The sequence below is a fragment of the Variovorax sp. Varisp36 genome (assembly GCF_047304235.1).
Taxonomy (GTDB): Bacteria; Pseudomonadota; Gammaproteobacteria; order Burkholderiales; family Burkholderiaceae_C; genus Variovorax.
The window spans coordinates 13,436-40,072 of sequence record NZ_JBGLYU010000057.1 but is presented as its reverse complement, the minus strand read 5'-3'; the positions used below and the strand labels follow the sequence as shown (position 1 = coordinate 40,072).

Below are 26,637 nucleotides of genomic sequence, written 5' to 3'. Positions count from 1 at the left end.
CACCGGCGCCGCCTCCGGCTTCGGCCACGCCTTCGCCGAGCACGCGCTCGCGCGGGGCCACAACGTGGTCGCCACCGCCCGCGATGCCGGCCGCCTCGCCGACCTCGTGGCGCTGGCGCCCGAACGCGTGCTGGCCACGCCGCTCGACGTGGACGTGGCCGGCGCCGCCGAAGCCGCCGTCGAAGCTGCGGTGGCCCGCTTCGGCCGCATCGACGTGCTGGTCAACAACGCGGGCTACGGCGTGGTCGGCGCGCTCGAGGAAACCTCCGACGCCGATCTGCGCGCGCTGATGAACACCAACTTCTTCGGTGCCATGGCCGTCACGCGTGCCGCTCTGCCGGTGCTGCGTGCGCAGAAGTCGGGCGCCATCGTGAACATATCGAGCCTTGGCGGGCAGCTGTCGTTCGCGGGCTTCAGCGCGTATTCAGCCTCCAAGTTCGCGCTGGAAGGCGCCTCGGAAGCGCTGGCGCAGGAGGTCGCCCCCTTCGGCATCAAGGTGCTGATCGTCGAGCCGGGCCAGTTCCGCACGCAGCTCGCGGGCAGCGGCATGCGCCACATGCCGGTGATCGAGGCCTACCAGCCGGTGGTGGGCGCCACGCGCGAGTTCGCGCACAGCATGCACAACACGCAGGCCGGCGATCCGCGCAAGGCCGCGGCGGCCATCGCCAAGGCGCTGGAGGCCCAGCACACGCCGCTGCGGCTGCAACTGGGCGGCGATTCGGTCGACGCGGTGCGGGCCCATGCGCAGGCGATGCTCAAGGAAATGGAAGCCTGGGAAGCCGTGAGCCGCAGCACCGACTTCGACACAGCCGCCTGAAGGCTGGCGTCAGGCCAGCGGCAGTTCGATGGTGGCCGCCAGCGGCACGGTGTCGATGCGCGCCGCGCTGGCCACGATCACCGCCTGCCTCGCCTGCGCCGCGAAGCCCGAGAGCGTGGCCCACAGGCATCGCGTCGAGGGCATGTCCAGGCCGGCCGTCGGCTCGTCGAGCAGGACGAGCGGCCGGCCCGATGCCAGCCCGGCAGCCATCCACACCTTGCGCTTGGAGCCGGTTGAGAGCATGAACATCTTCTTGTCCAGATGCGGGGCCAGCGAGAAGCCGTCGGCGATGGCCTGCCACTTCGCCTCGTCGAAGCCCGCGTCGCCCTCGACGAGCGAAGCCGTGCATTCGCGCGCGCTGAGCTGGTCGAAGCGGTCGGTCAGGGGATCGACGAAGAACACCTGGCGGCGGTACGCCTCCGGCACGGCGTCGAGGCTCGCGCCCGCCAGCGTCAGCCGGCCGGATGCGGGCAGCGTGCCCGCGATCACCTGCAGCAGCGCCGACTTGCCCGAGCCGGTGTCGCCATACAGCAGCGTCACGCCCGGGCCGACGGATGCGTTCCAGTTCGACACCAGCGCGGGCTGATCGGGATAGGCAAACCGCAGCGCATCGATCTGGAGGAGGGGAGAGGATGGTTTCATGGTCGCGCCCGACTTTATCAAGCGGCGCGTACGAAACCCGCCCGGCGCCCCCGGGCCATGGCTACCATTCGGCTCCATGAAAAAGCTGCTGCTGCTTACTCTGTCGTTCGCCGTCCCCGTGCTCGCCGCGCCCTCGGCCCAGGTGTTCGACGCCGTGAAAAAACCCGAATCACTCGATGCGCAATGGCGCGCGCGCCTGTGCGCCCTGCTGCCGCAGCCCTGCGACGTGCAGCAACTCGGCCTGTACCGCCCGCGCGGCGCCGCGCCCGGCGACTACGTGGTGCTGTCGGCCGAGCCGCTGGCCATGGCGCGCATCAAACGCAGCACCGATGCGGCGGGCTGGCAGCTCGACCGCCTCCACGATTTCTCGGGCTACGCGCAGTCCCTGAAGAAAGACAGCGGCGCCGAGCAGCCCGAGGCGCGCCTGTCGCTCGCGCCCGCGCTCTATCCGCTGGCCGAAGGCAAATGGGCCGTGGCAGTGCTGCAGACCGTGTCGGAGATGTACTCCGGCGGCGGCGCCTCGTTCGACACCGCGGACTTCGTGCCGCTGGAAGGCGGCAAGGCGGTGCATGAGGACATTCCGTTCTCGTGCTTCAAGATGATCCGCGCCTGCTTCAGCGAGAAGGAATACAAGACCTCGAAGCACTGCCACGACGAGAGCAACGGCAGTCTGCGCATCGCCTACGGCGAGGCCGCGAAGCCGGGCGCGCCCTACGAGTGGCAGTACACCTGGCTGCAGAGCAAGTGGCCGCAGAACGAGCCGCAGAGCGCCGCGACCACCACGCGCATCCGCTTCACCGCGAAGACCACCGAGCGCGCGGATTTCTGCGGCGGCCCGCAATGAGGCTGTTCAGCGACTGGGCACGGTCGTCGCGCCCACATGCATCGTGCGGCCCGCGCCCAGCCCCGCGGCCACGAGCGCCACGCCCAGCCCGATGAACAGCCACGACGAGGCGCGGAAGCTCCCCGTCCAGCCGTGCAGCAGCCCGGCCACCAGCGGCCCGAAGGCGGCCACCATGTAGCCCACGCCCTGCGCCATGCCCGAGAGATGCGCGGCCACGTGCGAATCGGGCGAGCGCAGCACGATCATCGTGAGCGCCAGCGCGAAGGTGCCGCCCTGCGCAATGCCCAGCAGCACGGCCCAGGCCCACACGCCGCCCACACCGCCGAGCGGAGCGAACAGCATCGCCAGCATCGCGCCCACCGTGAGGAGTGCCAGCGCGACCGCCAGGCCGCGCTGGTTGCGCAGCTTCACCGCCAGCGCGGGCACCACGAGGCAGGTCACCACCTGCGTCATGACCGACAGCGACACCACGTAGCCGGCCGTTTCGCTGCCGAGCCCGCGCTCGCGCAATATCGGCGCGAGCCAGCCCATCACGATGTAGGCGAGCGCGGACTGCAGGCCCATGAAGAAAGTGACCTGCCAGGCCAGCCTGTCGCGCCACAGGCCGCGCACCGTGAAGCCCGATTCGCTCGCCACCGGCTTCAGCGGCAGCGCCTGCGGCGCCCAGATCAGCGTGACCAGCGCGGCCGGCAGCGCCCACATCGCGAGCGCCATGGTCCAGCCGCCGCCCAGCGCGTGCTCGATGGGCACCGTCAGGCCTGCGGCGCTGGCCGCGCCGCCGCACACGGCCATGGTGTAGAGGCCCATCATCAGCGCGGCCTGCTTCGCGAAGTCGCGCTTCACGAGGCCCGACAGCAGCACGTTCGACACCGCGATGCCGCTGCCCGCGATAGCCGAGGCGAGGAACAGCAGCGGGATGCTGCCGGTGCCGCGCAGCACCGTGCCGGCCAGGATCAGCACCATGCACGCGAGCAGCGTGCGCTCGGTGCCGAAGCGGCGGCCCAGCCCAGGCGCGAGCGGCGCGAACACACCGAGGCAGACGATCGGCAGCGTGGTCAGCAGGCTCGCGGCCGTGGCCGAGAGCCCGGTGGCCTTGATGATCTCCGGCAGCACCACCGAGAGGCTGGCGAACACCGGGCGCAGGTTGAAGGCGATCAGCACCACGCTGGCGGCGAGCAGGATGCGGCGCGCGAGGGTGGGCGCGGGCGTGGGGCGCGGGGCGGGTTGGCTGTCGACTTCGGCGTCGATCAGCAGGTCGTCGGCCGTGGTGTGGCCTGGGGCGAGCGTGAGCGAGGTCATCGCGTGCCCAGCGCCAGCGCGTTGATCATCGGCGCCATGAAGGCGCGCACCGCCGCGGCGGCCACGTCGGGGTCGCGGCTGGCAATGCCTTCGACGATCGCGCGGTGTGCGGCGTCGTCGGGCTCGGGCAGGTCGGTGCCGCCCATCGAGCTCGCGATCGTTTCCTTGATGTAGCCCGTGATGAAGCGGCAGGTTTCGGCCAGCGCGAGGTTGCCCGATACGTCGACGATGGCGAGGTGAAAGGCGAGATCGCGCTCGATGAAGCTCGCACCGTTGTCGTTGGCGTCGGGCACGCCGCGCTTGTCGAGCAGGGTGTGGAGGCGGCGCAGGTCGCGCGAGGTGTGGCGCACCGCGGCGAGCCGGGCGGCTTCCACCTCGAGCGCGCGGCGCACTTCGAACTGGTCGCGCAGGCTGGCCAGGCGCAGCTTCTGCAGGCTGGACGAGGGGTCGAAGCCCGAACGAACATAGGTGCCGGAGCCTTGCCGCACTTCGAGCAGCCCGCGCGACACCAGCGTCTTGACCGCCTCGCGCACCGTGCCGCGGCTCACGCCCAGCAATTGCGCGAGCTGAGGCTCGATGGGGATGCGGGAGCCGACGGCCCAGCGGCCGGCAGAGATCTCGGCGCGGATGCTGTCGGCGGCGGTGTCCGCCAGGGAGGTTCGGGGGGCTTGGGCAAGCATCGGGAGGACCTGGGTCATTCAATGATTGGACGAATTTTGCCGCCAAACAAAGCCCGGACTGTACATGTGGTGGTTGGCCTGGACAGCATCTTTACCAAGCGCCGGCCCTCTCTTCGCGCCCCGAAGCGCGTCGCCCGAGGTCTTTACCGGCGCGCGCTTTTCGTCACCACGCCGGCGCCGCGCACTTCGAGCCGGCGCTGGTCGACCACCTTGCCGCCGGCGTCCACCAGCTCGATCACGTGGCGCCCCGGCCAGGGAAACCACTGCACGCTGTTGCCGCGCTCGAAGGGCTTGCCGTCGATGCGCCACTGCACGCCGCGACCTTCGGAGTCGAAGCGCACGCGCTGGCGCTGCGGCGGGATGTCGGGGTCGAGCGCGATGATGGTGCCGTCGGCCGGCGCGGTGATGCGCGCCGAGGCGGCGTCGGTCGCCATGCCGGCGTCGAGCGCGAACAGCGTCTGCTCGGTGCCCTGCAGGAACCACTCGCTGCGTGCCGCTTCGAGCGGGTTGCCGTCGGCGCCGTTGCCGAAGCTCACGCGCGCTTCGACGAGGCCGGGCGGCGGCGCGGGCGCGCGGCTGGGCTCGCGCGCGTGCAGGAAGCGCATCACCTCGGCCCACACCGGCGCGGCGCCGCTGGTGCCGCTCACGTCCCACATCGATTCGCCGCTGGCGTTGCCGACCCACACGCCCACCGTGTAGCGCTGCGACCAGCCCACGGCCCAGTTGTCGCGCATGTCCTTGCTGGTGCCGGTCTTCACGGCGGTCCAGAAGCGGGTGGAAAGGATGCTGTCGAGGCCGAAGGTGCGGGTGCGCGCGTTGGGGTCGGAGAGGATGTCGCCGACGATGAAGGCGGCGCGCGGGTCGAGCATCGGCGGCTTCGATCTTTCGGCCGGGACGGGTGGCCGCATGGTCAGCGTCGTCGTGCCGTAGCGCCCGCCGTTGGCCAGCATGCGGTAGGCGTTGGTGAGCGACAGCAGCGACACCTCGGCGCTGCCGAGCGCGAGGCTGTAGCCGTAGTAGTCGCCGCTCTCGCGCAGTGGCAGGCCGGCGGCGCGCAGCTCGCGCGCGAAGGCTTCGGGCGACACCATCACCAGCGTGCGCACGGCCGGCACGTTGAGCGAGGCGGCCAGCGCGGTGCGCGCCGACACCGGGCCCTTGAAACGGCGGTCGTAGTTCTGCGGAATGTAGAGGCCGCTGGCGGTGCTGATCTGCGCCGACGAGTCTTCGATCAGCGAGGCCGCGGTGATGCGACGCTCGGCAATCGCCTGGCCATAGAGCAGCGGCTTGAGCGTGGAGCCGGGCTGCCGCAGCGCGGTCACGCCATCGACCTCGGCCGCCTGGCTCAGCGGGCCGGAGGAGCCGACCCAGGCAAGCACCTCGCCGGTCGTGTTGTCAAGCACGACGAGCGCGCCGTCTTCCACGTGGCGCTCGCGCAGTTCGCGCAGGTGGCGCTGCAGCGTGTCCAGCGCAAAGCGCTGCAGCGGCGCGCGCAGCGTGGTGCGCACACCGGTTTCCTTGCTGTCTTTCCCCCTCCCCCTCTGGGGGAGGGCCGGGGTGGGGGCTGCCACCGCATTCGCATCCCGAATCTCGCGCAGCACGCGCCGAGCCGCATGCGGCGCAATCCCTTCGTTCGTCTCGAAGGCGCGCCGCTGCACCGCTGCGCTCGTGAACATGTCGAGTGCCTCGCAGTCGACCTTCTGCTGCGGCTCCATCGCGCGCAGCACCTCGCAGGCGCGCTGCGCCACCGCGGCAGGCTTTGCATTCGGCGCGCGCACCAGCGCCGAGGCCACGGCGGCCTCGCGCGCATCGAGCCCGCTCGGTGCCTTGCCGAACAGCGTGCGCGAGAGCGCATCGATGCCCACGATCTCGCCGCGGAACGGCACGGTGTTGAGGTAGGCCTCGAGGATCTGGTCCTTGCGCCAGTTGCGCTCCAGCTGCGCGGCCGCCACCGTCTGGCCGATCTTCTGCGTGAAGCTGCGTCCGCCAGAGGCGCGGCGCAGGTCGTCGTCGAGCAGGCCCGACAGCTGCATCGTGATGGTCGAGGCTCCGCGCGTGCGCGTGTTCCACACGTTGGCCCAGGCCGCGGCCGAGACCGCGCGCCAGTCGATGCCGCTGTGTTCGTAGAAGCGCTTGTCCTCGCTCAGCACCATGGCGGTGCGCAGCGCGGGCGACACGTCGGCCAGCGCGGTCCACCGGCCGCGCCGCACGGTGGGATCGGTGCGCACGCGCTGCAGCAACTCGCCGTTGCGGTCGAGCACCTCGGTGTCGGACGAGCGGAAGTCGCGCTTCACTTCTTCGAAGCTCACGAGGGCCCAGGCCGGATGGACGCAGGCCGCCGCCAGCAGGGCTGCGGCGAGGGCCTTGCGGACGGGAACGAAGAGGGGCGCGGATTGCATCGAAAAGGTCGGTGTCCGGAAGCGTGGGCGCCGACATTCTCTGCGATGCACCACGGGAACGGCGCCTACCCCGCGACGGGCGGCTTGCCGCCTTGCGGGCATGAAGACTTCGGCCCAAAGTTCTCGCCATGTTCCACATCCGGTAACCAACTTCACGCAAGCGCTTCAATGGAGAAACCCGATGCGTACCGGCGTGGCCTTCAATGCGGTACCGGCTCGCAGGAGGCGAAGCCCGGTTCCACAAACACTCCAAGGAGAACTCACATGACGAAGACATTGGCGATCCTGCTGGCTGCGTCGGCCATCCTGGCCGGCTGCGTGGTCGCGCCTTACGACCGCCCGCCGCCGCGCGGCCACTACTACGGCGACCGCGACCGCGACGGCGTGCCGAACCGCTACGACAGGGACCGCGACAACGACGGCGTGCCCAATCGCTACGACCGCGCCCCGAACAATCCGTACCGCTACTGACTGCCGCAGGCAAAGGCCGCGAAGGCATGGCGCTTCGCGGCCTTTTTCATGAGCACGCGCGGGCCGCTCAGCCCGGCCGGCGCGCCATCAGCGCCCAGATGCCGGCCGCGCCCAGCAGCGAGCCACCCGCGAAGTTGAAGCGCCGCTGCGCGCGCGGCGACGACAGCAGCCTGCGCGCCGAGCCCGCGAACACCGCATAGAGCGTGGCATTGGTCGCTGCCATCACGACGAAGGTGACGGCCAGCACCCACAACTGGTACGTGACATTGGCCGCGGGGCTGATGAACTGCGGCAGGAAGGCCACGAAGAACACGATGCCCTTCGGGTTCAGCGCCGTCACCAGGTAGGTGTTGGCGAACAGGCGCAGCCGCGAGGCGGGCGCGGCCGGCGCGGCGATTTCGGTGGACGAGATGCCCGCGCGCAGCAGCTTGATGCCGAGGTACAGCAGGTACAGCCCGCCCACCCACTTGACTACCGTGAACCAGAAGGCCGAGGTGGCCAGCAGCGCACCCAGCCCCAGCAGCGACACCACCAGAGCGGTCGAGTCGCCGAGCGCCACGGCCGCCACCAGCGGCACGTTGGCACGGCGCCCGTGCGACATCGAATAGCTGATGACAGTGAGGATGGTCGGCCCCGGAATGACCAGCATGACGGCGGAGGCCGCGACGAAAGCGAGCCAGAGTTCGATAGGCATGGGTTGTGTTCCTGTGTGGCTGTTGGTTGGATGGAGGCTGTCGCTTGTCTTCTATCATGCAGGGCTGTTGCCGAAGCGCAGGGCCGCGCGGGCCTTGGCGCGTTCGGCCTCGACGCCCCGGTCGCGCGGCTCGGCCGTGGTGACCAGCGATTCGATCAGCCGAGCCGCGGTGGCGGCCACTTCATCGACCGCGCGCCCGAAGGCTTCCTCATTGGCCTTGGACGGCACGCTGAAGCCGCTGAGCTTGCGCACGAATTGCAGCGCCGCGGCACGAATTTCCTGCTCGGTGGCGGGCGGCTCGAAGTTGTAGAGGGTCTTGATGCTGCGGCACATGGGTGCTCTCCATTCGACGACGCCATCCAGTCTAGCGAAGGAGGGCCATGGCGTGAGAGTCGTAGTAGATGCCATCGATGTGGCGCAGCACGGGCTCGGCAGCCAGCGCCGCCGCCGCCAGCCGCGCATCGTCGCCGTGCACCGACGCCAGCATCAGCCCCACCGGCAGTTCGCCCGGCGCATGGCATGGCAGGCTGAAGGCGCAGCCGTCAAGCAGGTTGATCGCGAAGGTGTTGCGCAGCAGCAGGCCGTTGGCCTTGAAGAAGGCCGCGTCTTCCGCCAGCGCATCGATGGGCGGCGCGACGATGGGCACGGTCGGACACACGAGGGCGTCGAAGCCTTCGATGGCGCGTTCGACGCGGCCAATCCAGTCGCGCCGGCGGTCTTGCATGGCGATGTAGTCGGCGGCGCGTACTTCAGTGCCGAGCGCGATGCGGGCGGCCACGCGCGAATCGAAGCCGCTGCGCTTTGCGGCGAAGCGCTCGCGATGCACCGCAGAGGCCTCGACCGGAGAGAAGCCGCCGGGCGCGTTGACGGTCGCGATCTCGGCGAGTTCGGCCAGCGTGATGTCCACGATCTGCGCACCCGCCGCCGAGAGCGCCTGCAGCGCGCGGTCGAAGGCGCGCGCCACCGCGGGCTCGATGTCGTCGAACATCAGCGTGCGCGGAACGGCCAGGCGCATGCCCTGCAGCGGACGGCGGCGCACCGCGAGCGGCGCGTCGGCAATGGCGGCATCGGCGATCAGGCAGTCTTCCACGCTGCGTGCCATGGCGCACACCGTGTCGAGCGAGCGCGCGAGCTCGAAGGCGCCCGTGCGCGGCACGCGCGACTGCGTGCTCTTGAAGCCGACCAGGCCGCACAGCGCGGCGGGGATGCGGATCGAGCCGCCCGTGTCCGAGCCCAGCCCAGCCACCGCGAGCCCGAGCGCGACCGACACTGCAGCGCCGGACGACGAACCGCCCGGAATGCGCGGCGTCTGCGCATCGGCCGGGTTGCGCGGCGTGCCGTAGTGCGGGTTGATGCCCACGCCGGAAAACGCGAACTCCGTCATGTTGGTCTTGCCGACGATGGCCGCACCCTGTGCGCGCAGCCGCGCCACGGCGGTCGCGTCGTGCGCCGCCGGCGCTTCGCCCGCGCAGACGGCGGAGCCCGCCATGGTGGTTTCGCCGGCCACGTCGTACAAGTCTTTCACCGACACCGGCAGCCCGGCGAGCGGGGCGGTCTCGACGCCGGCCTTGCGCGCCGCATCGGCATGGCGCGCGGCGGCGCGGGCTGCGTCGGCGTAAAGGCGCGTGAAGACATGCTGTGCAGCAGGCTGTTCAGCCGCTTCGAGCACCTCGTCGATCAGCGCCTCGTGCGACAGCTCGCCGCGCGCGATGCGCTCGCGCAGCGCCGTGATGGTGTTGCCGTTCTTCATCGTCATGCCACCACCGGCAATGCTTCCACCGCGTAGCGATGCACGATGCGGCGCTGCAGCTTCGGGTCGTGCAGCTCGATCTCCATCTGCGTCGCGGGCCGGATGCCTTCGCCCTTGGCGTTGGGCAGCGCGCCCAGTGTGCCGCAGGTCATGAAGAGGCCCTCGGGAACCGCATCGGCGCCGGGCATGCCGTCGCGCAGGCCCGCCAGCGGTCGGATGGATGCAAGCGTGCCGCGCTGGTAGTCGACCCAACGGCCGTCCTCCAGGATGCGCGAGCGCAGCTCCAGCGTGTCCTGGTGCGCCTGCACGTCGCGCCAGCGCCATGCGGTCTCGGCCACGGGCTTGGCGCACATCTGCTTCGACACCGCCACCGAGTAGCTCTCGACCTGCCGGTCGGTGTGGTCCGAGGCCACGCTCAGCCACCACTCGCCCTGCGAGAAGAAGAGCACCGGCTCGGCCTCGCCGGAGCTCTGGTCGCCCAGCGCTTCGATGGTGGGCGATTGCGTCAGCAGCTGGGCTGCCACGCGGTAGTACAGCGGCACGCTCGAAGGACGCGGCACGCCGAGCGCGGCCAGCTCCTCGATGTGGTGCTCGATGGCGGCGATGTCGCGCCCGGTCCAGCCCGCTACCACCAGCGCGCGCGGCGCGACGAGGTGCAAGGCGGTGGAGCGCGTGCCATCGTCGGCGATGCTCTCGCAGGCGAAGCGCAGGCGGGAATTCGTGTTGCTCGTCGTCATCGGTCAGCTCTCCAGCGGGCGCTTGGCGGTTTCGCGCGCCACCACCAGGGCGATCAGCGTCACGCCCAGCGCGGCCACGACGTAGAACGACACGGCCACCGTGCTGCCCCACGACTTGAACAGGCTCGCGATGATCAGCGGCGCGAAGCCGCCGCCCACGATGCCGGCCAGCGTGTAGGCCAGCGAGGCGCCCGCGTAGCGCACGCGGCCGGGGAACTGCTCGGTGACGAAGGCGGCCTGCGGGCCGTACATCATCGCGTGGATCAGCAGGCCCACCACCACCGCCGCGCAGATCGCGACCGGGTGCCCACTGTCCATCAGCACGAAGAACACGAAGGCCCAGACCATGCCCAGCAGCGCGCCGGCGATGTAGACCGGGCGGCGGCCGATGCGGTCGGAGAGGCTGCCGAACCACGGCACCGCGATCGCGTTGCAGGCGGCGCCGATCATCGTGGCGGTGAGCGCCAGCGGGCGTGACAGATGCAGCACCGTCGTCACGTAGGTCAGCGTGAACACCACCACCAGCGCATACAGCACGTCGGAGCCGATGCGCGAGCCGCCGGCCACCAGCAGGCGGCGCCAGTGCTGCGTGAGCACTTCCTTGATGGGCGTCTTGGCGGTGGCCTTCTTCTCTTCCATCTCGCGGAAGACGGGCGTCTCGTCCACGCCCCGGCGCAGCCACAGGCCGAACAGCACCAGCGCGACGCTGGAGATGAAGGGAATGCGCCAGCCCCAGCTCTGGAAGTCCTCAGGGCTCAGCCAGGCCGACACGATGGCGATGAAGCCGGTGCCGATCAGCGTGCCGCACGAGGGCCCCACCTGCGTGAACGAGGCATTGCGGCCGCGCTCGTCGGGCTTGCCGTGCTCCATCGACAGCAGCACCGCGCCGGCCCATTCGCCGCCGAGCGCCACGCCCTGCACGAAGCGCAGCGCCACCAGCGCGACGGGTGCCCAGATGCCCCAGTTCGCATAGGTGGGCAGCAGGCCCATCAGGCCGGTGGACACGCCCATGATGACCAGCGTGGCCACCAGCACGAAGCGCCGGCCCAACCGGTCGCCGAGGTGGCCGAACACCACGCCGCCCAGCGGGCGCGAGATGTAGCCGACCGCGTAGGTCGAGAACGCGAGGATGGTGCCGGTGAGCGGGTCGAACGAGGGGAAGAACACCGCGTTGAAGACCAGCGCCGCCATGATGTTGTAGACGGTGAAGTCGTACCACTCCAGCGTGGTGCCGATGGAGCTGGCCATGGCCAGCCGGCCCATCTTCGCGGAGGCCGGCGCGGCCTGCCCGGGTGCCACGGAAGCCGCGGCGGGAAGAACATGTTCGGTCATTGGATGCCTTTGTTCGGTGAGGGGATGTGTAGGGGACAGGTGCCTGCTGTTTCAGGCCAGCTCTGCTGCAGTCAGCTTCCAGCCGAGCGTGAGCAGCCAGCCGCTGGCCGGATCGGCGTCGAATGCGGCGGCAGCCGTGGCGCGCGCGGCGCGGGCCGCGCCTTCGCTGCTGGTCTCGATCACCAACAGCGACTGCAGCACGCGGCCTTCGGTGGATTCGCGCGGCAGCGGCGTGCTGAGCGCAGCATCGGGCACGAGCAGGTACGACTGCACGAAGCCTGCCTGCGCCTTGCGTAGCTGCGCGCCGGTGCTGGCGGCGGCTGCCACCTGGGCTTCGGCATCGGCGGCGGGCGCCAGGGGGAGCACGGCCACGTGGCTGCCGCTGCCGAAGCCGGTGACGGCACGCACGGCGCACACGCGGCGCATCGGCTGGCGCATGCGGTCGAGGTTGGAGACCGACCACGGCGTCTGCTTCTCGAATGCGGCGCGGTAGCCGGGCGAGCCGAACACCGCCAGCGACTCGGTGCGGTACAGCCCCAGGTACTTGCGGCCGCCTTCGAGCGAGAAGTAGCGCGCGCCCGAGAGAAAGCCGGGAATGCGCACGCGCTCTTCCACATGCTCCTGGTCGTACCAGCGGTTGAAGTCGGCCTCGTCGGCGGGCTCGACGTCGGAGGCGACGAACAGCAGGCCGTTCACTGCTGCTGTTGCTGCTGCCGTTGCGGAAGAAAGGGAGTCAGGGGGGGTCATGACGGCGAAAGAGGAGCGGGCCTTCGAAAAAATGAAGGCGCGATCTTCCGCCGCGTGGTCGGGCTGTCACAAACGAGTTTTTCTGGGCGACAGCCACAAGAATTACTGGCCCCTTTTCGGGGCCGAAATGCGCCATTTCGAGGGTTAATCCTCTGTGGCCGTGCTCCAGGTTGGTGCGACAGCCGAGGTGGTGAACTGGTCGGAGGCCCGGCAGGCCAGTTCGGCCACGAGCCGGATGGCGTCGGAGTCGGCGGCTTCCAGGTGGCTCACCACGATGCGCTGGGGTGAGATGAGCGCGTCGCACTCGATGATCTTCACGTCGCCGATGGCCACGTATTCATAGCACGGCGGCAGCGGCACCAGCGCGTTGCCGAAGCCCGCCTTCACCAGCCGCGCCAGCGCCGAGATCGAGCTCACGCAGTGCACCTTGCCCAGCGGAATGCCCGCCGCGCGGAACAGGTTCTTCAACGCCTCGTGCGGCTGCGAGCCGGGGCTCATCGTGAGCACGGGCTGGCGCAGGAGCTGCTCGACGGTCTGCACGGGCTCCGCACCGGGCGCGCCCACCCAGCCCATGGGCATCGGCAGGCAGGGCGTGCTCACGATGCCCGCGCCGGCGATGTGGTCGGTCTGCAGCGCGATGTCGAGCGCGCCCTCGCGCAGGCCGCGATGCAGCGCCAGAGTGGTCTCGGAGGTGAGCTGCACCTCGATGCCCGGATAGGTGGAGCGCAGGTTGGTGAGAAAGCCCAGCAGCCAGGTGTGGACCACGGTCTCGATGGCGCCGATGCGCACCAGCCCGAGGATGTCTTCCCGCGGCCGGCCGAGCGAGACGATCTCGCGCCGCAGCTCCAGCAGGCGCTCGCCGTAGTCCATCAGCCGCACGCCAACGGGCGTGAGCCGCAGTTCGCGCGCGTCGCGCTCGAACAGGCGCGCGCCGATGTCTTCTTCGAGCGAGGCGACGCGGTTGGACACCGCCGCTTGCGTGATGTGGAGCCGGTCGCTCGCCGCGCGGAAGCTGCCGAGCCGGGCGGCCCAGAGGAAGGCTTCGACAAATCTTGTGTTCATGAGGGCACCTGCGGGGCATTCTGCCCGCATCGCGCCCACAGGAGAACTTGCTTCCTACTTGTGCCTGCGTGCGCAAGGCTGCCGGCGCTTATTCGCCGGTGTCGTAGAAGAACTCTTCCCGCACGATCTTCCCGTCCCTGACGGTGTAGAGCGCCATCTCTTCCATCGTGAAGCGGTGGCCGTTGGACTTCATGGTCACGTCGAAGCGGAAGCCGACAATGAAGCGGTCGCCATGCGGCCACGGGCCTGCGACCTGCGCGGAATGCACCTCGTGGTTGGCGACCCACCAATCGCCCTTGGCCTTGATGGCCGCAAGGCCGGCCGCTTCGCGCGCCTGGCCGGGCGGCGCACCGGCCTCGACGCTCACGGCCTCGGGTGCGTAGAGCACCTTGGCATCCTCGTATTTACCTTCCTTGCACAGCGCCACGAGCTTGTTGGCGATCTCCAGGGTGTCCATGCGTTTCTCCTGCACTGATCGAGGCGCGAGTGTAGGCCGGTGTGCCTGCCGAAGCTACATGCGTGTGCGTGTCTTCAGCAGGGGCCGGCTCGCTTCAGGTGCTGCTCCACCCCCCACCCAGGGCCTTGTAGAGGTTGACCATGTTCACGGCTTCCTTGAGCTGCAGCTCGATCAGCTGCTGCTGCTCGGAATAGAGCTCGCGCTGCGCATCCTGGCTGGAGAAGTAGTCTTCCAGGCCGCTGCGAAAGCGCGTGCGCGAGATGCGGGCCACGTTTTCCAGCGCCTGCACGCGGGACTGCTGCGCCTGCAGCTGCGGGCGCAGGTGGTCGCTGGCGATCAGCGCATTGGCGGTTTCGCGGAAGGCCACTTGCGCGGCGGATTCGTACGAGGCCATCGCTGCCGCAAGCCGCTCTTCGCTGCCCGTGATGTTGGCCGAGCGGCGTCCCCAGTCGAACAGAGGCAGCGACACGCCGAGCACGCCGGCCCAGCTCCGGCTGCCGCTGCTCAGCAGCGTCGACAGCTCGCCGCTGACGCCGCCCGCAAGGGCCGTCAGCGAGATGGTCGGCAGCATGGCCGCCTTGGCCGCGCCGACGCCCGAGTTCGCAGCCTCGACGCGGGCATAGGCCGCGAGAAGGTCGGGCCGGCGCTGCAGCAGGCTGGACGGCAGGCCCGCCGCCACGGATTCCGTCGACTGTTCGGGCCAGGGGCGCGCGGCGCCGGTGTCCGGCGACACGGGCTGGCCCACCAGCACGTTGAGCCCCTGCAGGTCCTGGGCAACGCGCATGCGGTATTCCTCCTGCCGCACGCGGGCGTTCTGCAGCAGCGACTGCGCGCGGAAGACGTCCAGCTGCGCCGCACCGCCCGCGGTCTTGGCGCGGCCGATCATGTCGGCGTTGGAAGACAGCGAGGCCTCGTTGGCACTGGCCAGGGCGAGCTGGGCGCGGTCGGCGCGCAGCGTGAGATACGCATTGGTCACTTCGCCCACCAGGCTCATGCGGGCTGCGGCGTAGTCCTTGTCGCCGGCCTCGGCGAGGGAGCCGCTTTGCTGGGCGGTGCTCTGCTGGCGGCCGAAGAAGTCGAGCTCGTACGACGTGACGCCGGCCTGCACGTCGAAGCTGTTCGAGATCCGCCCGTCGGACGGCACGTTCCCCACCGGGCTGAGTGAACCCTGCGCAGTGGTCTGGGCGCGCTGTGCATGGCTCGACAGCCCGATCTGCGGGAACAGCGAGGCGCGGCTGCCCGCGTAGGCCGCGCGGGCTTCGCGCGCACGGGCCGCATAGACGCGCAGGTCGCGGTTCTGGTTCAGGGCAGTGGCGATCAGGCCGCGCAGTTCATCGTCCCGCACGAAGCTGCGCCAGTCCGCGGGCTCCGATGCCGGCACCGCTTGGCCGGCGGGCCAGCTGGAAGGCACCGCCAGGTCGGGCTGCTTGAGCGGCGGCGTGAGGTTGCAGCCGCTCACCACCAGCAGGAGGCCGGCCGCCAGGACGAGCAGCGACAGCCGCAGGAACAGGCGCACGAAGCCGGCGCCAGGCGCACGGAACCCCGCACTCGCGAGCAGCGCCGAAGCCGCCCCCCACGGGCGCACCTGCACCGCGACGTGGCTCGGCAGCACGTTGAAGACATGGCTCACCAGTTGCTCGCGCTGCGTCTCGGTGCCGGCGAAGCGCAGCTCCGCGCTGGTGCGCCTGCGACCGGCGACGAGCGCGGGCAGCCAGCCCACCGCATCGACGTAGACCTCCAGGGCCTGCCCCACGCGCAAGCGTTTCAGCAGGGCGCCGCCTTCGAGCAGCGCCCCGTCCACGGCGATATTGACGAAGCGCGAATCGCCTTCGCCCGTCGCCGTGCGGACCCGCGTCGCGGCGCGCCAGGGGAAGCGCTCTTCCTGGTCGGGCCGCGGCAGGTCGACGCAGGCGATGAGCGCGCCGAGGCACAGGATGAGCGCGATGCCGGTCCACACCAGATTGAGCTGGTCGCCCGGCGTGAGCGCAGCGCCGCTCATGACGGCCGATGCACCGCCGCCCTGCAGTGCGACGAGCAGCCCGCCGAACACGGCGACCAGCTTCCAGTGCACCACCGTCTTGGAGCGGTCCAGGCCCTTGGCGGTCACCTTGAAGGGGTGGCCGAAGGGCTTCAGCATCGCGGCGAGCAGCGTGCTGGTGACGGCCATCGCCGCCACGAGCTGGCTCACCTCGCTGAACACGGGCAGGCAGCGCCGCTGGCTGATCCAGTAGCTGTAGGCCCAGAACATCACGAGCGGCGGCAACCCGTAGGCTGCGAAGGCCTGCGGCGCCGCGTGGAAGACCGAGACGCCGGCATACCAGTACAACGCCGGCGCCACCATGATCATCGCCATGAATGGCTTGCCCAGCCAGTGCAGGAGCCCGTGCAGGAAATGCAGCCGCGCCGACAGGCTGTAGCCCTTGCCGCGCAAGGGTCCCTGGGGCAGCAGCGCAAGCTGCACCGTGCCGAGGCACCAGCGGCTGCGCTGGTTGATGTAGTCGACGATGCTCTCGGCCGACAGGCCGTGCGAAAGCCGTTCGCCCAGCCAGCGCGTGATGTGGCCATGGCGCAGCAGCAGGTAGGTGGTGTGGATGTCCTCGCAGACGCTGCCGACGGGGAAGCCGCCCGCGGCCGTGATCAGGTCGCGTCGCACGATGAACGAAGTGCCCACGCAGAAGGCCGAGTCCACGGCATCCTTCGCGGGCTGCAGCACGTCGAAGAACACGCGCTGCTCGTCGACCCAGCTGTTGGTGGCGCGCAGGTTGTGCTGGATGGGGTCGGCGTTGTAATAGAACTGCGGCGTCTGCACCAGGCCCACCTTGGGATCGTCGAACAGGCCCAGCATGCGGTAGGCGATCTGGCGCTGCGGCGCGAAGTCCGCGTCGAGCACCAGGATGAAAGGCGCGTTGGTCACCTCCGCCGACAGGCGCAGGCCGTTGTTGAGGTTGCCGGCCTTGGCGTGGCTGTTGTCGGGCCGCCGCGCGTAGTGCACGCCCCGGCGCTCGCAGTAGTCGCGCAGCCAGTCGCGGCGGGTGTCGTCCAACACCCAGACCTCCAGTTGCGGGTAGTCGATGGCCTGGGCGGCGATGATGGTTTTCTCGAGCACGTCCAGCTCCTCGTTGTACGTGCAGATGAACACGTCCAGTGCCGGCACCTGCTCGCCGCGTCCGCGCAGCGCGGCCTCGCCGCGATCGGCCAGCCCGTGGTTGTCGCGCCGCCGCAGCAGCATGTGGATGGACATCAGCGTGTAGACGATGGCCGTCAGCTCGAAGACCAGGAAGACCCAGGCGAACAGGGTCTCGAAGCCGAGGTCCGAGGGCGGCATGGTCGCCACCACGCGCCAGACGGCGTAGCGCATCAGCAGCAGGGCGGTGAGTGCCCCGAACAACGCGCGGTGGCCGATGCGCTCGACGCGGCCCCACGTCATCAGGAGAAGCGCGAGCCCCGCCACGAGGGCATTGAGCTGGAACTCCGGCGTGGCGATCAGGTGGGACATGATGGATTGGCTCCGGTTGCGGCGGTCTTGCCGGTGAATGGGTTGAAGCCGGTGGCGGCCAATGCGATCCACGCAGTGGCGCCCAGGTGCGGCCAGTGGTAGTAGAAGAAGTCGGCGCCCGCCGAGTCGGGCCCGATGGCCAGCCCGGTGGAGATGCGGGGAGCGGGGGTGGCGTAGTACAGGCCGTTGTCGGCGCGTTGCGACGCCAGCAGGCGCCACAGCGCTTCGGGCGCCGCGCCCTTGCGGGCCACCAGCGTGGCGGCGACCTGCGCGCTGCCTTCGGTCCAGATGCCGTCGGGGCTGCGCGAGAAGCCGTAGCCTTCGCCGAAACGATGGTTCTTCTCCACCCATTCGAGCCCCCGCATCCAGCCGCAGGAACGGTCGGTAGCCGCCAGCAGCGGCCAGAGCTGGGCATCGAGCCCGGAGCCTTCGGTGGCGATGGTGGCGCCGTCTTCCTTGGTGCCGATGTTGAAGCGCTGCTCGGACGGGTTCCACATGCGGGTCACGAAATCGAGCGCGGTGCGCGCCTGCTGGGTCTCGGCCTCGCCTTGCCCGCCGGCGCGCGCCGCCCACGCAGCGACCACCGCGATATCGATGTTGTGCTCGGTCGACTTCCAGGTCTGGGGGCGCTGCTTGTTGTCCCAGCCGTACCAGCCGCCGTTGTAGCCGTCGGGGGCGTTCCGGGCGCGCGTGCGCTGCTCGATCCAGCCGAGCAGCTTGCGCGCGCTCGCCAGATAGGCTGGCGACGGTTCGGCCTGGTTCAGGTTCAACAGCAGCAGTGCGGCCCATGCCACGTTGCCCGTCGCGGTGCTCACCTGGTAGGCGTCGGCGATCCATTGCTTTTTGCCCGCATCCCAGTAGCCCGGCAGCGCGGCCTTGTCCTCGGTCATCGGCCCGGCGCGATAGGCGTTGCGCACGCGCCCGTCGGCCACGTTCGGGTCGCGCTCGAGCGCGCGGACGATCGCGTCGCCGATGCGCCTGGCCGAGCCCGCGTCGCCGCATGCCAGCAGCGCGATGCCGGCCAGTGCGTTGTCGTAGGTGAAGGCTGCGCCCGCCAGCGCGGGTTCCAGCGGTGGCGTGCCCTGGCCGCCTGCGGCGAGCCTGTAGCTGGCAAGGAAGAGCGGGCCGGACGCAGCGCCCTTCTGGTCTTCGGCCACCGCCCGTCGCAACCCCTCACAGCTTTGCTGTGCGAGCCGCTGCTGCGTGGCACCGGGTTGCTCGGCGAGCGTCGGCGGCGAGGCCAGCGCCGCCAGGGCGGCCGCGCAATGCGCCAGGGCCAGGCCGCGGGGGGAAAAACGCATGCTTGTCTTTCGATGCAGGGCAGTTCATTGCCTGTACTCAGGACCTGAGGCTGGCCGAGACCACCTTGCCGGGCGCGCACAGGTTGCTCTCGCCAGCGGACTGCGCCTTCGGCGGCTCGTTGCTGTCGATGCGCGCCACGGCGTAGATGGAGCCCTGCTCGGCAAAGGGGAAGGGCACGCTGTAGGTGCTCTGCAGCGCGTCCGATGCCACCGGCAGCAATTGCTCCACGCGCGCCGGCACCGATGCGACGGCCTGGCCGACCTTCACGTCAAGCACCGAACCGATGCTCAGCCGCTTGGCCAGCCGGGCCGGAAACACCGCCACCACGCCCAGCCGGCTGCAATCGGTGACGCGCACCAGCGACTGTCCCGCCGTGACGTACGCGCCTTCGGGCGCCAGCACGGTGTGGACCTGTCCCGGCTGGGTGGCCTTGATCTCGTAGGAGGACAGTTTCTCCACCCGCTGGCGCTCCTCTTCCTCGAGCGCCGCCACCTGCTTGAGTTGCTGGAGGATGGCGGTGCCGTCCTGCCGGGCACGGTCGACACTGTTGCGCAGCACGCCGCGCCGGCTCTCCAGCGTCTGGAACAGGCTGTTGCCGCCTGTTCCCACGAAGGCGCCCTGTCCGGCGCTCGCCACCGTCTGGGCCTGCCCGGCGAAGGCCTGTGCCGCCACCGCGGCGTTGGCACGTGCCGTGTTCAGCTGGGCCTCCGACGCGTTCATCACCTGCTCGCTGATCGCCCCCTGTTCCAGCAGCGCCTGGTTGGTGCGGACCTTGTTCTCCTGCTCCTCCACCACGCTCTGCGCCACGTCGCGCTGGCGCTGGGCGATCTGCCAGGCCTCCCAGGCCTGGGCCAGCGAGGCCTCGCGATGGACATTGGCCTCATGGCCGACGAACTTCATTTCCTGGCTGTCGGCCTTGAACTGGTTGCCCAGCTGCGCAAGCTGGCTCTGCAGCGCGAGGTGCTGCGATCTCAGGGTGGTCAGTAATTCCTGGCTGACGGTCGGATTGCGTACCGTGGCCACGACGGTGCCGGCTTCGACCGCATCGCGCGTGTGGACCACCATCCGGGTGACCACGCCGTTGATCGGCGAGGTGATCAGCCCTACCGGCGCCTGCAACACGGCCCGGGTGGCCTGCGAGGACAGCAGCGGCTGGATCAGCGTCTCGACCATCAGCCACAGCACGAACGCGAGCAGCCCGTAGCCCGCGAGCTTGGGCACGAAAGCGCCCCGCTGCCGGTGGCGGCCGGACGAGCCGGAAGGTCGGCGTGCCGAGGCGCGGGCATTGCGCCTTAGGGCGCGGGAAGGACGGAACGAACCGGTTTTCGAGACATGCATACCAACCTCTCGTGGCGACGGCGCACGCCGGAACGTCGGCGTACATCCATGGGATTGAAGAGACTGCCCGCGGCCCTCACGTGGCATGCTGCAGTGCAATATAAAGGTAGGGCAAAACCCGGATTTGGGCTGCGTCGAGGCGAAACAAAGTGTGCAAACTGCACATTTCAACCACAGCGCGAGTCAGGCCAAAGTCCTACAAAGGCGTCGGATTGCGCGCCGTTGACGATCAAAAGGCGCACAGGCATGCCGGCCGAGGCGGGGCCGGGCTTCTCAAGGGAATGCGCGGGGTGGCGGCGCCTAAAGACGCCGATGGGCGGCCCTTGTTCTTCCGCCATGCGGGATGGCGGGAGGCGAACCGGCGGGGTATTCAGTAACGATGCTGACCGCGGCCGCACAACCTGGCCAGGTTGCGCCGCTCGCCGATCCCCCCGCGCTGCGCTCGCCCGCGGCCGGGGCGAAACAGCCGGATGCGCCGCGGGGTGCGGAGCCGGCCGGGTCGACGAGGTAAGGACGCTGGAGAAGAAGCGCGGTGGGCCGCTACTTCGCCGCTTCCACCTTCACCCGCGCATTCGGCGTCTCGCCGAACATCTCGGGCGCGTACATCGCCTCGACGCGGCTCGGGGGCAATGCGAAGTCGCCGACGTTGTTCAGGCGCACCGTGTATTCCATCTTCACGACGCCCTTGGGCAGGTACTCGTAGTAGCTGCGGAAGGCCTCGAAGCTGCGCTCCTCGAATGCGGGCCAGCCGGAGCCGCTCTTCTTCTCGCCTTGCGTGGCGATCTGCGAATCGCGACCCAGGCCGCTGCCGAGGATGGTGGCGCCGCCGGGGATCGGGTCGCTGATGACGACCCAGGTCATGTCGGTGCTGGCGTTGACCTCGATGCTCACGCGCAGCACGTCGCCGCGCGTGTACTTGCCGGCCACGGCCTGCTCGACCGGCGTGATGGTCTTCTTGAGCGCATAGCCGGCCGCGAACGGCGCCTTCAGCTGCACGGCCGCGATCGACTGCAGCGTGAGCCACGGCTTGCCGGTGCCCTGTTGCGTGACCAGCAGCGTGTCGCGCACGGGTGCACCCGACGGCGATGCAGCCCACGGCAGGAACATCGTGTTGTTCTTCAGGTTGCCCGGCGAGGCGGGCGCGCCGAAGAAGGTGGTCTGGTTGGGCGCACCAGCCGCGTCGCTGGTCTTCACGCGTTCGACCTTGCTCCAGTCGACCTGCGCCTTCACCGCGCCGAGCGTGGCGGCGGTGACGCCGGTCACCGGGGTGCTCTCGAACACCTTGCTGAACTTCTCTAGCGCCAGCCCACCCCACAGGTTGGCGGTGGTGGTGTGCCAGGCGCCGTTCTGCTGGCGGCCGATGAAGCCGTTGGCAAGCTTGCCGATGTCGTCCTTCCAGGCCGGGTCGTCCATCACGCTGAGCAGCAGGCGGGCGGTGTTGACGTCGCCGTTGGTCATCAGCCACCACCAGTAGTCGTCCTGCTCGGTGCTGAAGATCAGCTTGGTGCCCTGGTACGACAGGCGCGCCTTGAGCACGTTGTTGGCCTCGTCCAGGCGCTGCTGGCGCTGCGGCACGTCGTTCACGCGCTTGAGGATGTTGAGCCAGTCGATCACCGCGCCGGTGGGCCACTGGTTCGGCGCGATGGTGATGCTGCCGAGCATGCTGCCCTTGGCCTTGCCGTAGCGCGAGAGCGCTTCGAGCGCGGCGAGCTTGCGCACGTCGAGGTCCTTGCGCGGGCTCCAGAACTCGCGCGTGATGCGGCCTTCGACGAAGGCGATCAGGCCCGACTCCATCGGCGCGCGCACGTCGTCGGCGAGCGCGAAGGCGGGGTTGAGCTGCGCGGCCTCGTTCGTCGCCGCGAGCAGGTACGAGGTGAGGATGTCGCTGCCGCGGTTCGCTTCGCCGTCGCGCGGCGGGAAGTAGTTGGCCAGGCCGTCGCTGTCGAGGTACGTCGGCAGCTGGGCCAGCACGCCCTGCCACATCTTCGCGTCGCGCAGGCCGACCGACTTGCTGGTCTTCTGCTCGAGGCAAATGAAGGGATAGTTTGCGAACCAGTCGCGCACGCCCGGCAGGCCTTCGGCCAGTTTGGGCTGCAATGACATCTTCAGGCCGCCGCGGCCGGGCAGGGCGTCGGCGGGCGGCGCCACGTCGAGCGTGAAGGGGCCATCGAGCTGCACCAGCGTGGCCTGCTGCACCGTGAGCGGCACCGACGGGATGATGCGCTGGCGCACCTTGAGCGCGTCGCGCGCGCCGCCGATGGTGTCCTTGGCCTCGATCTCCCACAGGATGGCTTCGGCGCGCGTCTGCGCGAGCTGCGCGGGCGCGGTCACGGTCCAGGCCACCTCGCGTGCTTCGCCGGCCGGGATGTCCACGGTCTGCGTCTCCAGCGTGAGCAGGGTGGCGCGCGGCGTGGCCTCGACCTTCATCGGCTTCTGCGTGGTGTTGCGCAAGGTGATCTGCGCGCGGAACTGGTCGTCCTCGCGCACCAGCGGCGGCAGGCCGCTGATGATCTGCAAATCCTGCGTGGCCTGGATGCTGGCCTGGCCGGTGCCGAACAGGCTGGCGCCCGAATCGGCCACCGCCACGATCTTGAAGGTGGTGAGCGCGTCGTTCAGCGGCACCGTCACCACGGCCTGGCCGTTGGCATCGAGCACCACCTTCGGGTTCCACACCAGCAGGGTGTCGAGCAGTTCGCGCGTCTGGCCCTTGCCGCCGCCGCCGCCCGCGGGCACGGCCTTGCGCCCGTAGTGGCGCCGGCCGACGATTTCCATCTGCGCGGTGGAGGTGCTCACGCCCCAGCTGCGTCGCTGCAGCATGGCGTTGAGCAGGTTCCAGCTGTCGTTGGGCATCAGCTCCAGCAGGGCCTGGTCGACCGCGGCCAGCGCCACTTCGGCGCCGGCGGCCGGCTTGCCGTCGGGCAGCTTGGCGCTGATGGTGACCTGCGCCTTGCTGCGGATCGGGTAGCTGGGCTTGTCGCTCGTGACGGTCACGTCGAGCTGGTGGGCGCGCGTGCCGACGCGGATCTCGGCCATGCCGAGGCGGTAGGCGGGCTTGCTCAGGTCGACCATGGCGGTCGGCGCCACGTATTCCTTGCCTTCGTACCAGAAGGCCGTCCACCACTCGCGCGGCGACTTGAAGCCCCATGTGAAGAAGCTGTACCACGGCACCTCGCGCAGCCGGCCGCGCAGCGCGAGCACGCTCACGTAGGCGTTCGGGCCCCACTCGGGCTTGACCTGCAGGGTGACGGTCGGGTCCTTGCCGTCGAGCTGCACCACGTGCGTCTCGATGATGCCTTCGCGTTCCACCGCGACCAGCGCGGTCGCGAAGCGGAACGGGCTGCGCACCTGGAACTTGGCGACTTCGCCGGGCTGGTAGCTCTTCTTCTCGGGCAGCACGTCGATGCGGTCGTTGTCCTCGCCGCCGAACCAGAGCTCGCCCTGCTTCGTCACGTAGACGGAGCTCACCGCCTTGGCGTCGCGGCCTTCGCCGTCGGTGGCGCTGGCGATGAGTTCGACTTCGCCGGCTTCCTTCAGCTCCGACTCGCACAGCAGCAGGCCGCGCGCGTCGCTCTTGCCGCTGCAGACGGTGCCGATGTCCTTGGTCTCGGTCTTGTTGTCGTAGGTGTAGAAGCCGCCCACCATGCGCTTGCGGCTGGTGGTGGTGATGCGCGCCACGGCGCGCACGTTGAGCGTGACGTTGGCCTGGGGCTTGCCCGAGAGGTCGAGCGCCAGCGCCTGGAACTTCAGCTTCTGGCTGGTCGAAACCCAGCCTTCGGTCTTGATGCCGGCGATGACGGAGGCGGGCCACAGCGTCTGCGTGCTGCGGATGGTCTGCACCTCGCCGTTCGGGTCGGCGTACGTGGCTTCGAGCAGCAGCTCGCGCGCGGCCTTCACTTTCGGCACCTTGTCGATGGTGACCTTGCCGGCGCCGTCCTTGTTCAGCGTGAGGGGCAGCTTGTCGGCGATCACGCGCGTGTCGTTCACGCTGTTGAGGTCTTCCTCGCCCGAGCCGGCCTCGGCCGCGGCGCTGACTGCGGTGGCGGCCTCGCTGCCGTCCCCCTGCGCTGCGCGCGGCGGGTTGAAGCTGAAGGCGTCGTAGTCGGAGAAGCTCAGGCTCTTGCCGCGCACCATGGCCGACACGCGCACCGGCAGGTTGGCGGCGCCGCCGCCGGCCACGTAGTTGATCTGCACGTCGGTGGGCACGCTGGTGGCGGCCACCAGCGGCTTCTTGTCGGTGGGCGCGATGCGGCCTTCGAGCACGGGCAGGCGGAACTCCTCGACGCGGAACATGCCGGTGGAGAAGCTGCGGCCGTAGCCTTCGTCGCCATCGCTTTCGCCCTCGCCGTTGGCGTCCTTGCCGCCGCCGGTGCGCAGCATCACCTCGTACACGCCGAGCTTGGCGGCCGGCGGAATGGGGAATGTGTTCTCCGCGCTCAGGCCGCCGGTGGCGGTCTTGCGCCATTTCAGCGGCTGCGTGAAGCGCTGGCCACTGCCCACGTGGGTGATGACCAGCGTGTCGGGCCGGTTCTCGGGCAGGCCGAAGCCCTTGCTGGTCTGCGTGCGGATAAGGCTCTTCATCGACACCGTCTCGCCGGCGCGCAGCAGCGTGCGGTCGAAGATGGTGTGGGCGACGCGGTCGGCCTCGGCCTGCATGCTGGTCGGCACGTTGAAGCGCCAGGGCTCGATGCCGCGCTGCCAGTCGCTCCAGGTGAAGGCGAGATCTTCCACGCCCTTGTCGTCCTTGGCGCGGGCGCTGACGAACCAGGCCGCCGTGTCGTATTCGTTCGGACCGTTGCACGACGGCGCCTGCGGCGAGATGCCATTGAGCATGACGACGCCGTTGGCATCGGTGGTGCCGGTGGCCACGGCCTTGCCGTCGCAGCCCGACACACGCACATCGGCGCCGGCCACGACCTTGCCCTTGTCCAGCGTGGTGACCCAGGCCATCGAGTTCTCGCGGCCCAGCTTGAAGTGCACCGCCAGGTTGGTGGCCAGCGCGGTGGTGCGCACGTACATCGTGCGCCCGGCGTTGTAGCGCTCGTCGAGCAGTGCCTCACCCAGCTTCTGCGAGGCGATTTCGAGCACGTGGAAGCCCGGCGTCAGCGGGATGCCGATGACCTCGAAGGGGCGCGGATCGCCGCTGTCCGACTTGGGCATGTCCAGCGCCTTCACGCCCGACTGGCCCGCCAGCAGCGACAGCATGCGGGTCTGCAGCGAGGTGCGGTCGTCCTTGTCGATGACCGGGGGCAGCGGGCCCTTCACGTCCTTGCGGGCCTGTTCGCGCGAGATGGTGAAGCTGTCGTAGCGGCGCACCTTGCGGAACCACGCGATGATTTCCGCGTCGGTCTTCGGGTTCATGTCGCTCACCTTGCCGGGCGTGAGGGCATTCACCATCAGCTTCGGCTCCACGCGGCGCACGGTGACCGGCATCATGGCCGGGGTGTCGGGCTCGGCCAGGCGCTCGACCACGCCGAAGGGCGAGGCGGCGAACTTGGCCAGCGGCGGCATCGCGCCGGTCGCCACCTTCAGCGGAAAGCTGCCGGGCGAGGCCAGCGGGCGGCCCGAGGCGTCCTCGAACTTCGAGGGCAGCTCGATGCTGAACTGCGCGCTCTCGGCCAGCGGGGGGCCGAAGTACACGCCGTTGACCACGTCATCGTCGCTCTGCGTGCTGCCTTCGATCTGGGCCTTGACGGTCTCACCCTTGCCCTTGAGCTCGATCTGCGAAGCCAGTTTGCGCGTGACCGGCGCGTTGAAGGTCAGCTGCATCGGGCGCAGCGGCAGGCAGCCGGCCTGCGCGTTCTCGCGCTCGCAGGTGAACGACACGGCGAAGGGCTCGCGCACCTGGAAGTCGAAGCGGCGTTCCACGTTGTTGGGCACGCCCGAGGGCGTGGCCACGCCCTTGCCATAGACGATCTGCACCTTCGCACCGGGCGTCAGCGTGCGGTTGCATTGCATCGTGACGAAGCGCAGCGGGTCTTTCTCTGCCGCCTTGTCGCGGCCGAAGGCCTTGAGCAGGCCGGCGCGCTGATCGCCATCGAGCAGCTTGACCGGAATGCGCTCGCCCACGCCGTCGGCCGCGCACCAGACGTTCTGGCGCACGCTGTCGAGCGTGGCCGCGCCGTTGAGCTCCAGCATGAACATCTGCTGCTCGTCGATGCGGCTGTAGCTGCCCGGCATGTAGTTGCGCACGAACGGGCCGCCGGTGTTGAACTGGTAGCGCTCGGGTCCGGTGAGTTCGCCGGACGCGGGCTTGAAGGTGGGAATGCGGGTGACCGTGCAGCGCACGCCGGGTGGCAGGTCGTTCTCGAAGTCGTAGACCCAGGCCTTGGCGTCGGTCCAGCGGCCGGTACCCTTGGCGGCCTGCGCGTCGGTGCAACTCACCGCAAGCGGGGCAGGGGCCTTGGGGTCGCCGAAGTTGACGGCCGCCTGGTCGAACTTGGCGACGACCTGGCGCACGCGGGCGACTTCGCCCTGGGGCGTGAGGCTGGTGATCTGGAGGGCAAAGCCCGGGGCGGCCGCGAGGACACCGCCAGCCAGGAGCAATGTTGGAAAGAAACGATTCACTTTTTTGTA

At 69.6% G+C, this 26,637-nt stretch carries 19 protein-coding genes; 3 read left to right on the top strand and 16 right to left on the bottom strand.

The annotated features are described in order from the left end of the window. A partial coding sequence (locus tag ACCD11_RS25245; RefSeq protein WP_413315927.1) for an oxidoreductase occupies positions 1–817 on the top strand: 817 nt, incomplete at its 5' end. A 9-nt stretch (positions 818–826) separates the two neighbouring features. On the opposite strand, the gene ACCD11_RS25240 is transcribed toward ACCD11_RS25245, so the two are convergent. Continuing rightward, positions 827–1,459 carry an ATP-binding cassette domain-containing protein gene (locus ACCD11_RS25240; RefSeq protein WP_413315925.1) on the bottom strand — a complete coding sequence of 211 codons (633 nt, stop codon included), beginning with the start codon at positions 1,457–1,459 and terminating at the stop codon, positions 827–829. A 76-nt stretch (positions 1,460–1,535) separates the two neighbouring features. Between ACCD11_RS25240 and ACCD11_RS25235 the strand changes: the two genes are divergently transcribed. Beyond that, positions 1,536–2,303 (top strand): hypothetical protein, encoded by a 768-nt coding sequence (locus tag ACCD11_RS25235; protein ID WP_413315923.1) that lies wholly within the window; start codon positions 1,536–1,538, stop codon positions 2,301–2,303. Between the two features lie 6 nt (positions 2,304–2,309). Here ACCD11_RS25235 and ACCD11_RS25230 read toward each other — a convergent pair whose 3' ends face one another. The 3 genes from ACCD11_RS25230 to pbpC form a co-directional block, all read right to left on the bottom strand. Next, positions 2,310–3,602: a CynX/NimT family MFS transporter gene (locus ACCD11_RS25230; RefSeq protein WP_007830416.1), complete on the bottom strand. Its 1,293-nt coding sequence runs from the start codon at positions 3,600–3,602 to the stop codon at positions 2,310–2,312. Continuing rightward, entirely contained in the window at positions 3,599–4,282 is a 684-nt protein-coding gene (locus ACCD11_RS25225) for a FadR/GntR family transcriptional regulator (protein ID WP_413315921.1), read from the bottom strand. The genes ACCD11_RS25230 and ACCD11_RS25225 overlap by 4 nt, the downstream gene beginning before the upstream one ends. A gap of 143 nt (positions 4,283–4,425) precedes the next feature. Next, positions 4,426–6,678: a penicillin-binding protein 1C gene (gene pbpC, locus ACCD11_RS25220; protein ID WP_413315920.1), complete on the bottom strand. Its 2,253-nt coding sequence runs from the start codon at positions 6,676–6,678 to the stop codon at positions 4,426–4,428. 264 nt (positions 6,679–6,942) lie between these two features. On the opposite strand from pbpC, the gene ACCD11_RS25215 reads away from it, so the two are divergent. Continuing rightward, positions 6,943–7,149 (top strand): thrombospondin type 3 repeat-containing protein, encoded by a 207-nt coding sequence (locus ACCD11_RS25215; protein WP_007830422.1) that lies wholly within the window; start codon positions 6,943–6,945, stop codon positions 7,147–7,149. A 67-nt stretch (positions 7,150–7,216) separates the two neighbouring features. On the opposite strand, the gene ACCD11_RS25210 is transcribed toward ACCD11_RS25215, so the two are convergent. From ACCD11_RS25210 to ACCD11_RS25155, 12 genes are all read right to left on the bottom strand, one after another. Beyond that, a complete protein-coding gene (locus ACCD11_RS25210; protein WP_007830424.1) occupies positions 7,217–7,843 on the bottom strand; it encodes a LysE family translocator in 627 nt (208 codons plus the stop codon). 54 nt (positions 7,844–7,897) lie between these two features. Beyond that, positions 7,898–8,176 carry a DUF2277 domain-containing protein gene (locus tag ACCD11_RS25205; protein ID WP_413315919.1) on the bottom strand — a complete coding sequence of 93 codons (279 nt, stop codon included), beginning with the start codon at positions 8,174–8,176 and terminating at the stop codon, positions 7,898–7,900. Positions 8,177–8,207: 31 nt separating this feature from the next. Further along, positions 8,208–9,599 (bottom strand): amidase, encoded by a 1,392-nt coding sequence (locus tag ACCD11_RS25200; RefSeq protein ID WP_007830426.1) that lies wholly within the window; start codon positions 9,597–9,599, stop codon positions 8,208–8,210. After that, on the bottom strand, positions 9,596–10,330 hold the full coding sequence (locus ACCD11_RS25195; protein WP_007830427.1) for a DUF2848 domain-containing protein: 735 nt from the start codon (positions 10,328–10,330) through the stop codon (positions 9,596–9,598). The genes ACCD11_RS25200 and ACCD11_RS25195 overlap by 4 nt, the downstream gene beginning before the upstream one ends. A gap of 3 nt (positions 10,331–10,333) precedes the next feature. Then, complete coding sequence (locus ACCD11_RS25190) at positions 10,334–11,662, bottom strand: MFS transporter (RefSeq protein WP_413315917.1); 1,329 nt, start codon at positions 11,660–11,662, stop codon at positions 10,334–10,336. A 51-nt stretch (positions 11,663–11,713) separates the two neighbouring features. Beyond that, on the bottom strand, positions 11,714–12,409 hold the full coding sequence (locus ACCD11_RS25185) for a hypothetical protein (RefSeq protein WP_413315915.1): 696 nt from the start codon (positions 12,407–12,409) through the stop codon (positions 11,714–11,716). A gap of 144 nt (positions 12,410–12,553) precedes the next feature. Further along, on the bottom strand, positions 12,554–13,471 hold the full coding sequence (locus ACCD11_RS25180) for a LysR family transcriptional regulator (RefSeq protein WP_413315913.1): 918 nt from the start codon (positions 13,469–13,471) through the stop codon (positions 12,554–12,556). A gap of 88 nt (positions 13,472–13,559) precedes the next feature. After that, complete coding sequence (locus ACCD11_RS25175) at positions 13,560–13,928, bottom strand: nuclear transport factor 2 family protein (protein ID WP_007830431.1); 369 nt, start codon at positions 13,926–13,928, stop codon at positions 13,560–13,562. A gap of 94 nt (positions 13,929–14,022) precedes the next feature. Next, positions 14,023–17,424, bottom strand: coding sequence for an efflux transporter outer membrane subunit (locus ACCD11_RS25170; RefSeq protein WP_413315912.1), 3,402 nt, complete (start codon positions 17,422–17,424; stop codon positions 14,023–14,025). Next, positions 17,412–18,725: a hypothetical protein gene (locus ACCD11_RS25165; RefSeq protein ID WP_413315910.1), complete on the bottom strand. Its 1,314-nt coding sequence runs from the start codon at positions 18,723–18,725 to the stop codon at positions 17,412–17,414. The genes ACCD11_RS25170 and ACCD11_RS25165 overlap by 13 nt, the downstream gene beginning before the upstream one ends. 37 nt (positions 18,726–18,762) lie before the next feature. Then, positions 18,763–19,947 (bottom strand): HlyD family efflux transporter periplasmic adaptor subunit, encoded by a 1,185-nt coding sequence (locus ACCD11_RS25160; protein ID WP_237726054.1) that lies wholly within the window; start codon positions 19,945–19,947, stop codon positions 18,763–18,765. Positions 19,948–20,604: 657 nt separating this feature from the next. Then, positions 20,605–26,628, bottom strand: a complete 6,024-nt coding sequence (locus ACCD11_RS25155) for an alpha-2-macroglobulin family protein (protein WP_413315908.1) — start codon at positions 26,626–26,628, stop codon at positions 20,605–20,607. Positions 26,629–26,637: the final 9 nt, after the last annotated feature.

Coding starts and splice junctions, on each gene's coding strand:
- ACCD11_RS25240 (WP_413315925.1), bottom strand. CDS start 1,459: ATGAAACCATCCTCTCCCCTCCTCCAGATCGATGCGCTGCGGTTTGCC.
- ACCD11_RS25235 (WP_413315923.1), top strand. CDS start 1,536: ATGAAAAAGCTGCTGCTGCTTACTCTGTCGTTCGCCGTCCCCGTGCTC.
- ACCD11_RS25230 (WP_007830416.1), bottom strand. CDS start 3,602: ATGACCTCGCTCACGCTCGCCCCAGGCCACACCACGGCCGACGACCTG.
- ACCD11_RS25225 (WP_413315921.1), bottom strand. CDS start 4,282: ATGCTTGCCCAAGCCCCCCGAACCTCCCTGGCGGACACCGCCGCCGAC.
- pbpC (WP_413315920.1), bottom strand. CDS start 6,678: ATGCAATCCGCGCCCCTCTTCGTTCCCGTCCGCAAGGCCCTCGCCGCA.
- ACCD11_RS25215 (WP_007830422.1), top strand. CDS start 6,943: ATGACGAAGACATTGGCGATCCTGCTGGCTGCGTCGGCCATCCTGGCC.
- ACCD11_RS25210 (WP_007830424.1), bottom strand. CDS start 7,843: ATGCCTATCGAACTCTGGCTCGCTTTCGTCGCGGCCTCCGCCGTCATG.
- ACCD11_RS25205 (WP_413315919.1), bottom strand. CDS start 8,176: ATGTGCCGCAGCATCAAGACCCTCTACAACTTCGAGCCGCCCGCCACC.
- ACCD11_RS25200 (WP_007830426.1), bottom strand. CDS start 9,599: ATGACGATGAAGAACGGCAACACCATCACGGCGCTGCGCGAGCGCATC.
- ACCD11_RS25195 (WP_007830427.1), bottom strand. CDS start 10,330: ATGACGACGAGCAACACGAATTCCCGCCTGCGCTTCGCCTGCGAGAGC.
- ACCD11_RS25190 (WP_413315917.1), bottom strand. CDS start 11,662: ATGACCGAACATGTTCTTCCCGCCGCGGCTTCCGTGGCACCCGGGCAG.
- ACCD11_RS25185 (WP_413315915.1), bottom strand. CDS start 12,409: ATGACCCCCCCTGACTCCCTTTCTTCCGCAACGGCAGCAGCAACAGCA.
- ACCD11_RS25180 (WP_413315913.1), bottom strand. CDS start 13,471: ATGAACACAAGATTTGTCGAAGCCTTCCTCTGGGCCGCCCGGCTCGGC.
- ACCD11_RS25175 (WP_007830431.1), bottom strand. CDS start 13,928: ATGGACACCCTGGAGATCGCCAACAAGCTCGTGGCGCTGTGCAAGGAA.
- ACCD11_RS25170 (WP_413315912.1), bottom strand. CDS start 17,424: ATGTCCCACCTGATCGCCACGCCGGAGTTCCAGCTCAATGCCCTCGTG.
- ACCD11_RS25165 (WP_413315910.1), bottom strand. CDS start 18,725: ATGCGTTTTTCCCCCCGCGGCCTGGCCCTGGCGCATTGCGCGGCCGCC.